The sequence below is a fragment of the Priestia sp. YIM B13491 genome, assembly GCF_042787605.1.
GTDB classification, from domain to species: Bacteria; Bacillota; Bacilli; order Bacillales; family Bacillaceae_H; genus Priestia; species Priestia megaterium_E.
The window spans coordinates 32,139-47,619 of the sequence record NZ_JBHZOR010000012.1; the positions used below are offsets into that span (position 1 = coordinate 32,139).

A 15,481-nucleotide genomic window follows, 5' to 3' on the forward strand; every position below is an offset into this window, starting at 1 on the left:
GAATCAGATGACAAAAGAATTAGCAATCTCGTTATTAAGTCGAAAAGACGTCTATTTAACGGTAAAAGGCAAACAGATGTTAGAGGTCATTTTAAAAGAGAAAAGCGTGTATGAAGAAAAATAAGAAGTCTAAAAATCAAGTAGACACCTATCGACCAACTGTGCGGTATCATTCTATTTATCGTACATATGTAGATAGCCTTTTTCAGGCTACCGAGTTAGACCGAAATCAAATTATAAGGTGTGCGCTCTTTACAGCAGCGCACAACCCTGTTTTCTTAGCATTGATGAATCAGTATAAAATGAGTGACGTCCCTCTCCCCTCCTCACCATGGCAACCTTCTTCCCACCCGTTATGGATGGAACAAGAGCCAAACACCGAAGAGAAAGGAGGAGGCAACCATGATGACCTTGAGCGAAAAGGAACGTCTACAAGCACTTTTACGTTACTTGGAACATCAACAGATGGCCAATCAATGTCAGGAGCAACTATTCAAACCAACCAACAGTCCTCTAACCATGAAAAGGCAGCACGCATTACGAGACGTCAGCAACCGATTGAGAGACGAACAAGGGAGATTCCTACCTTACAATTATCAAACAATGGAGGAATTAGACTTGATTTTAGATAAAGAAGCCGAAATACAACGAAAACTTAAAATAGAGCCGATTGAAGGTTCTTATAATAGCTATGCGGTGCATCAAAAGGAAAAGAGGGATTGGAGTGGTAATTTCTATTTAGCTTGTGTGGCAGCGATATTAGCCATTGCCTTTTTTACCTGACGTCTTTTTAGAATAGTGTCGATATTTTGGGCATAAACATATAGCATGAATACAGTTAAGACCGCCTCATACACTGATACATAATGGGCGGTCTTTGTTGTAGATATTCTTCCAAATTGAACTTTCCATAGAAACGCCCTTTTCGCTTGAAAAAAGGTTTTCTATTTATAAACTATTGGATGATAAAAAGATCAGCTATTTAAGAGATGGTATATATTTTTTCTGTTGTTAATGCAGTTCGTACAGTCTTCATTGTAAATATGCTTTTATATGCAGCTATTTAATTACTCCATGGATTAAATATTTACCCCATTCCCTCATAGCAATGGTTTCTCCAGCTTCAGCTGCTTTCTGTAACCACTTTTCACCTTCCATCACGTTCTGTTTCAACTCGTGTTTTCCAGTTAATAATCGATATCCTAATATTCTCATAGCTATTGGTTCATGTACGTCAGCTGCTTTTCGAAGCCAATACTCGCCTTCTTCTACATTCTTTTCTATATCCAATCCTTCAAGTAATCTGTATCCTAATACTCTCATAGCCATTGGATATTCCAACTCCGCAGATCTTCGAATCCACTTTTCACCTTCAGCTTGATTTTTATCTATATCTTCCCCGACGAGCAAACGGTAACCTAACTCCATCATGGCCCATCGATCTCCAGTATCAGCAGACTTTCTGAGCCATTTTTCGCCTTCTTCAGCCTCTTGTTTCACTGACTTGCCGGTTAATAACTGGAATGCTAATTCATTCATTGCCCCATTATCTCCAGCTAAGGCAGCTTGCCTTAACCATTTGATTCCCTCTTCTACATGGATATTACTTTTTTCTTTCTTTTCATTGAAATCGATAATATCAGCCATATGTTCACTCGTTGGGTTTTCTTCTTCATTTTGAGTCAAGACGTTCTCCCCCCTAAGCACTTATACTGTCACTTTACTTACTTTTGATATTCATAAATAACAGGAACTTTGTCCATTTTGACAGTTTTGGCCACGACATAACGACGGTATCCGTCTTTTAAGATATTGGACCCTTTTTCAATTGTCAACGGCTCATCTAAGTGTCCTGTGCGATTCACAAAATCAATGACCTTTTGTGTTTTTTCAGGGTTTGGACGTGTCTTTAAGAACTCTTCAGGTACGATAATTTCATCAAAGCGTAAAAGATCCTGTGTCCCTTTTGGCTGATTTGTTATCTGTTTCTTTTGTGGCTCCACCTTTTTCTCTTGAACAGGTGTCTCCTTTACTTCTGTCTGTACTGTTTCAGCTTTCTTCTCTTGTTTTGCTACAGGTTGAGAAGTAGTTACCGGTTTTTCTTCCTGCTTAGTAGCAGCAACTTCTTGTTGCGCTGCAGAAGCTTCTTGTTTGGCCTCTTTTTTATCGTTTGAATCATTGCCTTCTTTGTCTTTCTTATTCGGGAGAACAGTAATCTGGAAGCAGATTACGCCTACTTCACCAGGGCATTCATCAATAGGAATGTCTAATGTGGGTTCTCCTTGAATTAAGATTTTTTCTTGCATAATGCTTTTTTTCGTGAGACCTGTTTTGTTAAAAGCTTTCTTTGCAACAAATACCGTGTACGTAATAAACGTACTCTTCTTCAAGCCTTTAGGCGCAGATGGTGACCCTTTTTCACGCATATCAAAGGCAACATAGCGATCGTATTCTCGTAGTGGTCCTGTGGCTGATCCAGTTAACGTAATTTTATGTGGCATAATGTTCTCCTCCTGCGTAGATATAGATTTATTTATTATTTAGAACACTGTTCTAAATAAACATATCCTAATAATAATTAAGCTTATAAGGGATTTCTTTACTTTTTACATTTTCTCCTATCATACATATAAACAGAGACGATGCGTATACTTTGAGTATGGACTTGTAGCTCAATAGCAGAGCAGCCAGTCGTATTACACTATACAACTTTGGCGTCTTGCGGGTTCAAATCCTGCCAAGTCCTCCCTTAAAACACTGAATACGTTAAAAATGGTGAAAGTCCTTGCTGTACTTTAGCTATTTTTAAAAATTAAGAAGCTGGTTCCTTTAATTTAGCATGTTGATGCAATAATTCTTGCTCCTCAGGTGTTAATGCTTGTCCTAAATCTTGTTTCAGTTCCGCCATTTCTAATGAACTGTACGTAGAGCAGTGTTCTTGCAGCAAGCATTCCTCTTCTGGTGTAAGTTCTTGCCCTAGGTCTTGCTTTAACTGAATCATTTCAAGCTGTTGTTCTAAAGATATTTCTAGTTTCTTTGTACCCTTCTCTTGATCCTGCTTAGCCTTTAACCAATCAGGAACCATTTCCTTACGGATAATACGTTTTGGTATGAGCAATTTTGTTGATGACTCGTTTTTATGTATAACTTCCTCATGAGTTGGATATACTGATGAATAATCCTGGTCTTTAGGATTAACCAACTGATAGAATTGGTTTTTCGCAATTTTATAGAGTAATTGGCACATATTATCTAAGGACAAAGAATTTCCTTTATGGTTAGCCTCATGTACATATTTGTCTAATCCAACAATAGATGTATACGCAATTTCATGTACTTGCCCCTTGGTAATATTAATCTCTGTATCTCGTTTGACTGTTTTTGCAGCATTTTGAATGCGAGCATAAAAGTTTTTTAATTGATGACCATACTTACCTGAGTAGACTTGATTAACTTTTTTAGGAACACCTTTGATATAAGTAAATGACTGTGAAGCAGACATTAAATGATTATTTATATGATTTACAGGTAAATCAAGGTTAATAAAGGCACCAGGTAATTTATCGGCCTTTAGGCTTGGTGTATCAACGTTTTCAGCACTTTCTGGATACATCACAGGAAACGTCACAGGAGTTGTCATTTCTTCTTGTTGGACTGTTTGTATACCTGTTGTATCATGGGCAAAAAAGATTTCTTCGCAAATGTGATTAAAGTTCTTATGACTTTTAAGAATAAATACATAGCTATCAGGATGAGTACCTGTTGCATCTTCTTTAATGTAACGTGCTACAAGTATAAAAGGTGTCGCTTTTAACGAACGTACAAAACGAGAAACCGTACTTTTAGAAACTTTAAATTTCTTCATGAGTGTTTCAGAACGAATGGCTTGGATGCCTGTAGCCACTAGGTTATAGATGACATGATCAAGCATTTCCATTCTTTTTTTAGGAAATTCTTTATGTATAGCTGATTGGTTCTGTTTATAATGAGTACGGATAATTTCTAAAAACTCTTCTTTCTTTTTCCGAAGTGTGGATTTGTTCTTCCACAACCACTTAAACCGTCCGTTGAAGGTGTCTACATCTTTTAAATAGCAGGTCAATATTTTTGTCATTTGTTCATTATCTCCTTTAAGGAACAAAAAAAGACACTGTTTCCCTGGAAAAAGGAAAACAATGTCGTGATTTTGATGAACTAAGCCCTTGAAATAGACAGCTATTTCATATAAAATAAAACCATAAGTTTTATTTTATAGAAAAACTAACTCTATTAACAAGAGACTTCGACAAGTGTTTTCCCTACTGTAACTAGGGGGAACGGTTTAAGAGTGCTACCAACACGTCTTAAACAGTTGAAGTCTTTTTTCTATTCCGGTCATTTTTGTTAGTTTTATTATAGCGTTAATTAATCTCATAATTCAATAAGAATTAGTAATATATCTCAAAAGATTTAGTTTTGCACCTTTTATGAGGTGCAAATCCTATCTATATTCAAATGAATTTATTGTTGAAGGTATTAAGAGAACTTTCTCTGACAACTGCTACAAAAATAATAAAACAGCTTCTAATTACTGAGCAGTAATTAGAAGCTGTTTTATTATTTTGTGAACATTCTTTTCCATATGCTTTTTCCTTGTTCTTTTTGAATTTCAGTCATAGCTGAATGGATAGAATCTAGTTTTTTTAGTAATTGATCATTCACTTCTTTTAAACGCTGATTGTCTTGTTCAAGTTTATTCATCTGTTCTTTTATTTCTATAACATCTTTTTTTTCTGCCAAATTTTCAGATGGAAGCGTTAGTTGTTCTTTCTTTTCCATTTTTTTATCCATTTCTTCTATTTTTTTAGCAAGCAATAAAAATGCTTCTTTAAAGGAGTTTTCGTTTATATCTTCTTCCTCTAAATCCTTGTTAATAATTTTTGTTTGTTCTTCGCTCATTAAATTTGCTTTAATTAATTCTTCACGAATCATTTCATTTGGTGCATGTTTTCCGAACTTTTCCTTTAGTTCAATAATCTTCTCGATTTTTTTATCTTCATCAGTAAATATGTATCTTATTCTTCCAATTCTTTTATGTCGTACTAACCCGACTTCGCACCAGTCCCGTAACTGATGATTTTCTATATTAAATTTTCTAGCAACTTCTGAAATAACCATTGTTTCTTCGCTCATAATTGTACCTCCCTCATAAACGAATTAATCTAACTTAGTTAGTATCTTATTATATTAAATATTTTTAATAACTCAATTAAGTCTAACTTAATTGGTCCTGACTAATTAAATTAGACTTATTTTAAAGCTTGTCTTTATTATTCTAGCAGATTTCACACTTAACTGAATTAAATTTATTATATTTTACGTTATGTAGTTCAATTAAATTTGAACTGAGTCCTTCAAAAAACTACAAATCCATTATAGTTTTTTAAAATATTACAATAAGTTTAATTAAAATGCAATTAAGTTCAACTAAGTGCAACTTAATTGCATTTTAATTAAACTTTTATTTATTTATATTTAATTTAGTGCAACTTATTTCATTTTAAGTTCAACTAAATTAGTTTTTTATGCAACGAGGTTATTTTAAGTTAATCTTAAGTTGAACTATCAAGTTTGGATTGATAATTTAGAACAAAAAAGTTATGTGTTAAGTTGTTTTTCTCATTTAATCCTCAATAGATTGAGGATTTTCATAGCTGAGACTACTGTCGATTCTGTTTAGATAATACACTTCTTCTGTAATATGGTGTGAAACATATCTATGTAGGCATTATCATAAAAGCAGTCTTTTTGGCTGAAAAGATGCTTTATCTCTTATTTGTGGACATGCTTAGTAAACTCATGTCTTATTTATTGTGAATCGAAATCGTTACGAATAGGTAAACCTTTTTAGGGCTTTTGGACAGTGTAAGCTTTTTGAAGTGCTTCAATGATTAATTCTGATGTGATTAAACGAGAAAAAATAGTACACAATTTCTTTAATGTGAATTTAATGAAGATGCTAAACAAAACCAACCGCCTCGTATCATAGAGACATACTTAATTTCATGCACTCATTGTCTAGAGAGATTTGATAAATTTTTGAAGCGCTAAAATGTGTTTTGCTTTTTCTTCAATATGACCATAGCCTCTTTTTTGAAGAATCTTAGCTAATTCTCTAGGTATTAGAGATCTTTCCTCTGCATTAAAAGATGTTAATACATTCAAGCAGTTATAAATTGTTACTTTTGATCACTATATTCGCTGCTTAATTATTTAACCAAGTTTTCAGCATGGTATAAATACATAATCTATTTTTTAAGTCATCATTTTATTTTCTCCCACTTATGTTCATTTCTTGATTTTATCCAGTAGTCATAACTAATCCAGACTCAATTGAGTCTGGATTAGTTATCTTATTTGAATGAAAATTAATTAGGTAGAGTTACCTTTTATTGGTACATTTAGTCTGTGTATACCTAATTGAAATTAATTTAAATCAATTAATTACTAATTGGGTATAAAAAAATATAGATTCGACAGCTTTTAATTAGAAAAGTTGATATGCTCTATTTTAATTAAATTAAACTTCTTTTTTGTTGAGTTAATTTTAATTCAATTGATTCTAAATTAGTGATAATTAACTCGTTTTTTAAAAAAATTAGAGTTAGATTCTTGCAGAAGAAAAAAGAAAATCTAATTGTTTAGTTATATATTAGGTTGATAATAAAATCTTAAAAAGTTATTTAGTGAATTAATGAAAAAATGAATGAAAAGCAACAATATTTAGCCATAAAATGTAAAAACATAGGGGGACGCAAAGGGGACATGGCTCCAAAATAGGGGGACATAAAGGGGACATTAGGATTTTAAAAGGAGACTCAAAAGGGACGTACACCAAAAAAAGGGGACGCAAAGGGGACATTAAGCGACTTTCTTTGTACCCACGGTTTTGCTAGGCTCTGCCTAGCCCCACACCTATGGTGGGGGCAAAAACCCCTTATGCTCTTCTCTCTTTTGTAGTGGGGAACCACAATTTACAGGGTAGGAACGAATGTCATGGATATGCTTTTACGAGATATTGATCCAATTGCAGTAAAAAAAATAGATGAAATTGCGAAAGAAAAGAACATTTCTTCTTGAGAATTTTTAAAAGTAAGCTTAAAAAGGAGGGATGTACTAAGAGAGATAAAGGATTATGACAAAGGGAGAAAAGAAAAATTATAAAATGGATTCACGAAATTTTTTGCACGGAATATTGGAGCACATTCTAGGGAAAAAGGAATGCAGCACAAGAAATGGAACGTAAAAAAAGCAAAAGTTTGAAGGCGAAAGAATTTTCTTTTTTCATACTCGGAAGATAGAAGGAGGAAAGAAGCAGCAGGAAAACCAGGTAATCAAAATTTGATTATTATCAATAAGTACTACAACAAGCTTGCGTATTTTCATAATGGTTATATTGAAATCGTTGATCCAGTAGCAACGGGAAAAACGTGGGATAAAACACCTGTTGGCTTTTTTAAAGTGGTAAACAAAATTAAAAACCGCCCTTACTATACAGGACATATTCCTGGGGGCGATTCTCGCAACCCATTAGGAAAACGTTGGTTAGGATTAAATGCTAACGGTACGTATGGTGATACATACGGTATTCACGGTAATAACAATGAAAGCAGCATTGGAAAATACGTGAGCCAAGGCTGAGTGAGAATGCATAATGCAGATATTGAAAAGCTTTATGATAAGGTCCAATTGGGTACACCGGTTGCGATTACGTATTCCTATAAGAGCTTCGTGGACCTTACGAGTGTATACGGGTATAAATTTAAAGGCTATAAGATGAAAAACAATTAATTTTTGAGCAGCATTCCATGTTTTTTTATCATGGAATGCTGTTTTCTTATTTTGCTTTCTTTCTTGCTAAAATCTTATTTTCCAGCTTGCATATCCACTTATAATATCCTAATACGATAAGTAGTAGTATAGGGTCAACGATAGCCAAGTACCATAAACCACCATCCATAACTAAAGTAGCCCCAAGGTTCAGGAAGTAATGCAATGGCTTCGTAAATAACGATTACTATGACCCAAAAGATGATATAAAGAACTTGTTTAATCATTTTGCCTTTAAGGGGATACCAATTTAAGAACATCATAATAACAGGGGGAATAAGTGCAGTGTGAGGAAGGATATCTATCCAATCCACTTTTTTATTAAAATACCAGTATCCCCAGTATTTAAATTCAATAATTAGGTCAAATATCAAATGAAAAGCAATTGTAAATATCCAGCTGTGAACGATTTGATTAGGTGTTAATCTTTTAGTTGTTTTGAAAGCGATAAAATTAAATAAAACAATGGCAATAATAAGTCCTATCAAATATTCTCCTTTTTAAAAGAAAGGCTATATTATTAAAAATGAAATTCTTATTTTTATCTCTTTATATTCTCTCTAAACACTTTTAGAAAAAAACTTTTAAATTGTTATTTGAAAAACAATTTAAAAACCCAATATAAAACAGCTATCCACAATAAGATAATGACAGCTGCAGCAGTCCAGTTTTTCTTTTTAACATTCTCCGATTCTCTTACTTTTTCGCGACATTCATCAAGTACATCTTTAGGAATTAATTTTAATACAAATTTAATTGCAAAAGGAATAAGGATGATATCATCTAGGTATCCCAGTATAGGTACAAAATCAGGAATTAGATCTACTGGGCTAAATGCATAGGCTATGATTAATATGGATAGCAATTTTACGTAAAATGGAACTTTAGGGTGTTTGTTTGCTTCTACTAACACAAAAATTTCTTGCTTTAACTTCCTTGCCTGTTCTTTTAATTTAGTTAGTGCTTCTCCCATATATATTTCCCCCTATTATATGCACATTTTGTTATTTAATAAATTGTATCTTCTGTTATTATATAATGCAACAAGTGTTACATTTTTATTTTTGTGTTAAAATGAATAAAAATAGTATGAGGAGCCCGAAATATGTCTACAATCAATTGGATTATTTTCACTTATAAAATTCCTTCGGAACCCTCTTCAGCAAGGGTTAGAGTTTGGAGGAATCTCAAAACACTAGGAGTTCATTATCTCCAACAATCTGTTTGTATCTTACCTTCCAAGGAAGAAATCATAAAAAAGTTAAAAAAACTTGAATTATTCATCCATGAAAGTGGAGGGGAAACCTCTATGCTTGAAATTGAAAGGCTTTCGATTTCTTCGGAGCAAATGATAACGTCCAAATTCAATCAGGAACGAGCCTTGGAATATAATGAATTTATTGAGGAATCACATAAATTCTTACAAGAAATAGAAGATGAGACTGCTAAAGAAAACTTTTCATTTAGAGAAATAGAAGAAAATGAGGCTGAATTAAGAAGGTTAAAAAAATGGTTGGTAAAAATAAAGAAAAGAGATTATTTTTTATGTGAGACTAATAAAGAGGCATCGGATCTCTTTGAAAAGTGCAATAAAGTGCTTGAAGAATTTACAGAGAAGGTATATCTATGTGAAGGACTTGTCCAAGAAAAGAATGTGTAATAAGCATTTAATTTATTTAAATAACAGACAAAGAGGAATAACATCATGACTAAGAGTTCCATAAGAAAGAAAGTAATTGGAAAGTTTTTTATTCTTTTATTATGCACTTTTTTGTTAACTAGTTGTTCAGCAGGAAACTATGTACAAGAGGTCATATCAGATCAAGTAAATGTGGCTGGCATTCAGGATCTTTCGCCAACTCAAGACAAGAAAGTTGCTACGTTGAAGGAATTACCAGGTTATCTTAAAATGGCTTTTGTTATAACTGAAGATAAACGCTTCTATGAACATAAAGGTGTTGATCCGAAAGGTATCCTTCGAGCTTTATATAGAGACGTCTTGGAAGGAAGTAAAAGTGAAGGGGCCAGTACGATTACACAGCAACTTGCCCGAAACGTATTTCTTTCAAATGAGAAAACACTTACCAGAAAAACGAAGGAAATTGCGTATGCTTTAGAATTAGAGAGAAAATACTCGAAGGACCAAATTTTAGAGATGTATTTAAACGACATTTATTTCGGAAGTGGCGCCTACGGAATTCAGGCAGCTGCACAAGAATACTTCGGGAAAGATGCAAAAGATTTAACGATTGCAGAGTCTGCTTTATTAGCTGGTTTACCTAAAGCACCTAGTAAATATTCTCCTCGGAATAATATAGATTTAGCAAAAGCACGACGCTCTACCGTTCTTTCATTAATGGAAGAAAATCATATAATTACTAAACAAGAAGAAGAAAAAGCAAATAAGCAAGAAATTCTTTTGACGAAGAAAGATGTTAGGCAATAAATTGTTATAGCTTTATCTAATAAGTGTTCTCTGTCTCAATCATATACGGAGGTATTTCTCGTCTATTATTTTTATGGGGATTTTTTTAAAACAATAAAACTCCTTAACACTATTAGGGAGTTTTATTCAAATTGATTTTATTTAATTTCTTTAAGTAAATAGTACAATACTTTCGTTATAAACGATTTATCATTTACACACCTTGTAGAAAAACGTTGTATTTGTCGTCACTTAGAGTAAATGTTGAAACTATGTTTTTTATAAGTTAGTTTATACATTTACTTCAATAAGTGAATTTAAATATTTTTTTATTATGTATAGTTATTGCTTTAAATGCATCTTATTTTAAATAAATAGTTTTTCACATTCTTATTAGAGTTTATATCTATGTTAAAGATTATGCATGAAAGGGTACTATGTATATGTGTATTGGAAGATAATCTATGTTTCATTATATCTATCAATCTAGTATTAAAAAGATGAAAAAAGGGAATACTTTCACATATACATATAAAAAAGAGGAGGAGTAAACGTTTATGGAAAATCATGTGTCGGGTGATATTCAACAACCAGAAGTAGAGGTGTCAGATTCAACTAAAGCACAATTGATACTAAGTAAATCTCTTCGTGATTTTAAAAAGAAACAAATTCTTGAGAAAATTGATCAGTCATTACAAAATCGAGATAAAGAAGCTTTTTTACGTTTAACAGAGAAACTTAAATCTGTATCTTGATAAAAGCAATATATAATAGAAGAAACTCGTGAAAAAAGGGGCTTTGCTTAATAAGAGCAAAACTCCTTTTTAAATTGAAAGTGCTTTTTAAATCTTAATTCGAGTAGGGACCTTTCACTTCTTTAAGCATTTGTACTAGAACTGAGAATTCAAATTATTTTTGTAAAGAAAGTACTACCTTAAGAACATCTTGGTTTAAACTATCTTTAAAAGCTTGATTTGCTTGTGAAGCTGGGTATAGAGTGATAATACGATTTAGTGGCTCTTCATATTTTTTTAATATTTTAAAAGCATCAAGGTAGTCCTCAGGTCCACATCCATAACTTGTAATAAGAGGCCATTCATTTCTAACAAATTGTGTTAAAAATAAGTTGATTTCTTGCTCGTATAATGCTACAAATATTGATCTTCCGCCTTTTTTTAAGCTTTTAAAACCAGTTTTAACGGCAGCATTTGATCCTGAACATTCAAATAAAACATCAACTTTTTCAGTTAAACTTTCTTTGTCAGCAATAAGGGGAATCATACCGAATTCAGAGCATTTTGATAATCGATTTTCATAATCCTTTTCGAGCCCGGATAATATTACTTTCGCACCTTTTTGCACACATACTAGTCCAACGAAAAAACCAATAATACCGGGTCCTTGCACATGCACAATATGTTTATTATTAATCTCTCCAGCTCTATTAACAGCGTGAACAGCAATTGAAAGAGGTTCACTTAAAGCTGCAGTACTAACGGACAAATCTTCAGGAATTTCTCTTACATATATCGATTTTGTTTTGACAAATTGGGCCATTCCTCCGTCATAATGTAGCCCTATGACTTTATTGTGTTCGCATATTGAATGGCGACCATTTTTGCAGTTTTCACATTCCCCACAATAATTCATGGATTCAACAATTACTTTTTTTCCTATTAAATGACTGGTTGACTTATCATAACTTTCAACAACTTCACCTGATATCTCATGGCCAAGAATAATAGGTTTTTCAACAAACTCATATCCTTTAGAGTGGCTATAGGCATGTAGGTCGCTTCCACACACACCACAATAGTCGACCTTAATTAGAACTTCATTTTTATCTAAAAGAGGCTTTTCTTGATTTTGTACCTTAAGCTCTCTTACTTTTTCTGTTTTAACAACTGTTAACATTTAATTATCACATCCTAAAGATACTTTTTTCCTATTAGAAGAATTTCATATTTTCACAAAAACTTTGAATTATGTTGCTTATCTAGCTGATTAAAAATTTGAGTTGTGCTGACCTTATATATCAAAACACCTAAGAAAACGCATTCATTTATATCTTCTTTTTAACTATCTTATAAATAACAAATGAAAGCCATATCAATTTGGAGGTTTAGTAAAATCCTTTCCGATTTCGGTCTTCCCTGAGATTTTATTGTAATTTAGAAATAAGATTGATTAACCATTTTAAGATGCTACCCATCCGCCATCAACATAAATGGTTTGCCCAGTTATATAATTAGAAGCATCTGAAGCTAAGTAAACAGCAGTTCCTGCAAGGTCTGATTCAACACCAAGTCTACCTTGAGGTATTCGACTCAGAATAACCTTGCTACGCTCTGGATCTTTGAAGAGAGGCGCAGTTAACTCTGTGTGAAAATATCCAGGAGCAATGGCATTAACCTGTATATGAGAAGCCCACTCAATCGCCATTGCTTTAGTAATTTGATCAACGCCACCTTTAGAGGCAACATATGGTCCCATATTAGGCGAGCCAATCTGGCTGCTTAATGAACATATATTAATGATCTTCCCACTTTTTTGATTCATCATGATTCGGGCTACTGCCTGTGATACAAAGTATGTCCCTCGAAGATTAATATTGATGACTTTTTCCCAGTCTTCAAGAGTCGTTTCCAAGATGGGGCCACGAATGTTAATACCTGCTGCATTTACGAGGATATCTATTTTTCCAAACTTATTTTTGAGGGTTTTCGTAAGAGTTAGAACTTCTTCATAATTAGACACATCAAGATTCATGACTGAAGATCTTAAACCTTTATTTTCAAACTCTTGTTGGATAATAGATAACTTTTCTATATTTTCAATTCCAGAAATCACAACTTCAGCGCCTGCTTCTGCTAAGGCTAAAGTTATACCTTTTCCCAAGCTTCCGGTCCCCCCAGTTATGAAAGCCGTCTTTCCAGATAAATCAAACAGATTTTTTGCTGTCATTCTTCGCACACTTCCTTTATTTTTAAAAGTGAATTTCTTTGATTAACAATTTCAATTTGTCCTATTTCTAACAAGCAATTGATAGATCACAATAATTTAACCCGTTTCCTCTTCTCCCTCACTGCGTATTTATCATCACTTTAATAACATGCAATTTCCATACCAACTTATATTTTTGGACTATACGAACGGGAACTAAAAATTCTATATGACATAATAAAAAATATCTATGTTACCTTTCTAATTTGTAAGTTTATTCAAGATGAAGGCTCTAAATTAGAAATGAAAAATCAATGGTATAATAAAAATTATATTTAACAATGTTTTTATGTTAATAAGGGGTGGGAAAATGAATCAATTATTAGACAACAAACTCGAAAAAAAATTAATAAAGATGACTAAGCTAGATACATTTATAGATATAATGGAACACGCGACTATGTTATTTCATGAAAATGGATCTTTGTTGCATTATAATGACCCAGCGAAAAAACTCTTTAATTTTAAAAAGGGCTTTTCTTTTCATGATTCTTCACTATTTTTTTTAAGTCAACAATTAGTAGATAATAATATAGATCAAATGGATAGTGAGTTTTCTATAAATGAAATCAATTATTATCGATCTGTACGGAAAATTAGCTTTAATGACGTTATATTTCTATTAGAAACTTTAGAGCCTTTGTATGTCTATCAAAGTAGAATGGAGAAATCTCAAACTGAAATTAATGAAATGGATATGATAATCGACTCTGTCCATGATGGCATATATATCACAGATGAAAAGGGGTTTACTCTTCGAATCAATAATAAATATTCCCAAATGACTGGAATACACAAGGAAGAGGTCATTGGACGTCATGTATCCGAATTAGTCTATAGAGGATATTTTGACAATTCCATTACATTAAAAGTACTTTAAAATAAAAAGACAGTTTCTATGTTACAAAAAATTAAAGATGGAGATCAACTATGGTTAGTAACTGGAAATCCAATTTTTAATCAAGATGGGGATTTAGTAAAAATGTTCAACACAGTCTATGATATGACTGAACTGAATCGATTAAGGGAATCTTTAAAAGCTCAAGAAATTATGAACAATAACCAAAAGGTAGAATTACAAGTTCTTCGTTCTCAAATCGTTGAGGTGCCAGGATTAATTGGCAATAGTCATACCATTCGTACCGTTAAAACAAAGATCAATAAAATTGCAGGCGTTGATTCTACAGTTCTACTTTTAGGCGAAACTGGATGCGGAAAAAATGTAGTAGCTAAAGCGATCCATCAATTAAGCAGTCGGTCATCCAAGCCTTTTATAGAAGTTAACTGTGGCGCTCTTCCGGAACAGTTGATTGAATCCGAATTATTTGGCTATGCAAATGGAGCATTTACAGGTGCTGTACGAGGCGGGAAAGCAGGGTTACTAGAGATTGCTCATGAAGGAACAATATTTCTTGATGAAATTGGGGAATTACCGTTACATTTACAGGTTAAGCTTTTAACTTTTTTACAAGATAAAAAAGTTAGACGAGTCGGGGGAAATAATTCAAATGAAGTAGATGTTAGAGTTATTGCAGCAACACACCAGAATCTCAAACAACTAATTACCGAAAAAAAGTTTAGAGAGGATCTTTACTATCGTTTATCAGTAGTGCCCATTAAACTTCCATCTCTACGAGATTATAAAGAGGATATTTATGTATTAACGAATTATTTTCTTAATAAGTATAATGATCAATATAAAAGTTCAGTTCATTTATCGAAGGGAGTTTACTTAGCGTTAGAGAATTATGAATGGCCAGGGAATGTAAGAGAATTGCAGTATTTAATAGAGCAGTTAGTGGTTCTTTGTGATGGTAATATGATTGACGTACATGATTTGCCTGACTATGTACATGATTCGAAAAACTCAACTATATCTAAAAATATCAAAAAACTCAAAAAACTTGATGACATCGTTAAAGATATTGAATTTCAAGTTATTAAAGCAACGTGGGAAGACCTTGGAGATGTTAGTCTTGTAGCTGATCGATTGGGTATGCATCGAACAACCTTAGTTCGCAAAGCAAAAAAAATAGGGCTCAATCTTATTAAGTAAATAAATACTTTTACTAACCCATTAGTAGCTTTAATGATGTATAGTGTGTACGAAAATGCAAATTTGTGCATGATTGCAAAGATTAAATACCTTAGCAATTTAAGTCAACGAAATATAAACATCATTAT

General features: G+C 32.8%; 16 protein-coding genes and 1 pseudogene. 9 read left to right on the top strand and 8 right to left on the bottom strand.

Features of this window, described 5'->3' with window-relative positions:
• Positions 1–110 precede the first annotated feature (110 nt).
• Positions 111–632 (top strand): hypothetical protein, encoded by a 522-nt coding sequence (locus ACFX4E_RS24975; protein ID WP_377239093.1) that lies wholly within the window; start codon positions 111–113, stop codon positions 630–632.
• Positions 619–783, top strand: coding sequence for a hypothetical protein (locus ACFX4E_RS24980; RefSeq protein ID WP_328174040.1), 165 nt, complete (start codon positions 619–621; stop codon positions 781–783). Before ACFX4E_RS24975 ends, ACFX4E_RS24980 begins: the two co-directional genes overlap by 14 nt.
• 276 nt (positions 784–1,059) lie before the next feature.
• Here ACFX4E_RS24980 and ACFX4E_RS24985 read toward each other — a convergent pair whose 3' ends face one another.
• Both ACFX4E_RS24985 and ACFX4E_RS24990 read right to left on the bottom strand, forming a co-directional pair.
• Complete coding sequence (locus ACFX4E_RS24985; RefSeq protein ID WP_377239092.1) at positions 1,060–1,686, bottom strand: tetratricopeptide repeat protein; 627 nt, start codon at positions 1,684–1,686, stop codon at positions 1,060–1,062.
• 38 nt (positions 1,687–1,724) lie between these two features.
• A complete protein-coding gene (locus ACFX4E_RS24990; RefSeq protein WP_377259277.1) occupies positions 1,725–2,501 on the bottom strand; it encodes a ParB N-terminal domain-containing protein in 777 nt (258 codons plus the stop codon).
• A gap of 160 nt (positions 2,502–2,661) precedes the next feature.
• Here ACFX4E_RS24990 and ACFX4E_RS24995 point away from each other — a divergent pair.
• Positions 2,662–2,746 (top strand): annotated as a pseudogene (locus ACFX4E_RS24995).
• Between the two features lie 66 nt (positions 2,747–2,812).
• On the opposite strand, the gene ACFX4E_RS25000 reads toward ACFX4E_RS24995, so the two are convergent.
• Both ACFX4E_RS25000 and ACFX4E_RS25005 read right to left on the bottom strand, forming a co-directional pair.
• Complete coding sequence (locus ACFX4E_RS25000; RefSeq protein WP_377259280.1) at positions 2,813–4,114, bottom strand: replication protein; 1,302 nt, start codon at positions 4,112–4,114, stop codon at positions 2,813–2,815.
• A gap of 482 nt (positions 4,115–4,596) precedes the next feature.
• Positions 4,597–5,172 (bottom strand): MerR family transcriptional regulator, encoded by a 576-nt coding sequence (locus ACFX4E_RS25005; RefSeq protein ID WP_034655621.1) that lies wholly within the window; start codon positions 5,170–5,172, stop codon positions 4,597–4,599.
• Between the two features lie 2,208 nt (positions 5,173–7,380).
• Between ACFX4E_RS25005 and ACFX4E_RS25010 the strand changes: the two genes are divergently transcribed.
• Positions 7,381–7,680 carry a L,D-transpeptidase gene (locus ACFX4E_RS25010; protein ID WP_377259283.1) on the top strand — a complete coding sequence of 100 codons (300 nt, stop codon included), beginning with the start codon at positions 7,381–7,383 and terminating at the stop codon, positions 7,678–7,680.
• Between the two features lie 284 nt (positions 7,681–7,964).
• Here the strand turns inward: ACFX4E_RS25010 and ACFX4E_RS25015 are convergent, their stop codons facing one another.
• Together ACFX4E_RS25015 and ACFX4E_RS25020 are read right to left on the bottom strand one after the other, a co-directional pair.
• Entirely contained in the window at positions 7,965–8,357 is a 393-nt protein-coding gene (locus ACFX4E_RS25015; protein WP_377259286.1) for a hypothetical protein, read from the bottom strand.
• A gap of 104 nt (positions 8,358–8,461) precedes the next feature.
• Positions 8,462–8,842: a YkvA family protein gene (locus tag ACFX4E_RS25020; protein ID WP_377259289.1), complete on the bottom strand. Its 381-nt coding sequence runs from the start codon at positions 8,840–8,842 to the stop codon at positions 8,462–8,464.
• A 132-nt stretch (positions 8,843–8,974) separates the two neighbouring features.
• Here ACFX4E_RS25020 and ACFX4E_RS25025 point away from each other — a divergent pair, with 132 nt between their 5' ends.
• The 3 genes from ACFX4E_RS25025 (at position 8,975) to ACFX4E_RS25035 (ending at position 11,049) form a co-directional block, all read left to right on the top strand.
• Positions 8,975–9,529: a Chromate resistance protein ChrB gene (locus tag ACFX4E_RS25025; RefSeq protein ID WP_377259292.1), complete on the top strand. Its 555-nt coding sequence runs from the start codon at positions 8,975–8,977 to the stop codon at positions 9,527–9,529.
• 45 nt (positions 9,530–9,574) lie between these two features.
• The gene (locus tag ACFX4E_RS25030) at positions 9,575–10,315 is read left to right on the top strand and encodes a transglycosylase domain-containing protein (RefSeq protein ID WP_377259295.1); all 741 of its coding nucleotides are present in this window, start codon (positions 9,575–9,577) and stop codon (positions 10,313–10,315) included.
• Positions 10,316–10,851: 536 nt separating this feature from the next.
• Positions 10,852–11,049: an IDEAL domain-containing protein gene (locus ACFX4E_RS25035; RefSeq protein ID WP_225049962.1), complete on the top strand. Its 198-nt coding sequence runs from the start codon at positions 10,852–10,854 to the stop codon at positions 11,047–11,049.
• A 154-nt stretch (positions 11,050–11,203) separates the two neighbouring features.
• Here the strand turns inward: ACFX4E_RS25035 and ACFX4E_RS25040 are convergent, their stop codons facing one another.
• Together ACFX4E_RS25040 and ACFX4E_RS25045 are read right to left on the bottom strand one after the other, a co-directional pair.
• Positions 11,204–12,208, bottom strand: coding sequence for a zinc-dependent alcohol dehydrogenase (locus tag ACFX4E_RS25040; protein ID WP_377259298.1), 1,005 nt, complete (start codon positions 12,206–12,208; stop codon positions 11,204–11,206).
• Positions 12,209–12,490: 282 nt separating this feature from the next.
• A complete protein-coding gene (locus tag ACFX4E_RS25045) occupies positions 12,491–13,258 on the bottom strand; it encodes a glucose 1-dehydrogenase (protein ID WP_377259301.1) in 768 nt (255 codons plus the stop codon).
• 349 nt (positions 13,259–13,607) lie between these two features.
• Here ACFX4E_RS25045 and ACFX4E_RS25050 point away from each other — a divergent pair, with 349 nt between their 5' ends.
• Both ACFX4E_RS25050 and ACFX4E_RS25055 read left to right on the top strand, forming a co-directional pair.
• Entirely contained in the window at positions 13,608–14,177 is a 570-nt protein-coding gene (locus ACFX4E_RS25050; protein WP_377259304.1) for a PAS domain S-box protein, read from the top strand.
• A gap of 18 nt (positions 14,178–14,195) precedes the next feature.
• Complete coding sequence (locus ACFX4E_RS25055; RefSeq protein ID WP_377259307.1) at positions 14,196–15,353, top strand: sigma-54 interaction domain-containing protein; 1,158 nt, start codon at positions 14,196–14,198, stop codon at positions 15,351–15,353.
• Positions 15,354–15,481 lie beyond the last annotated feature (128 nt).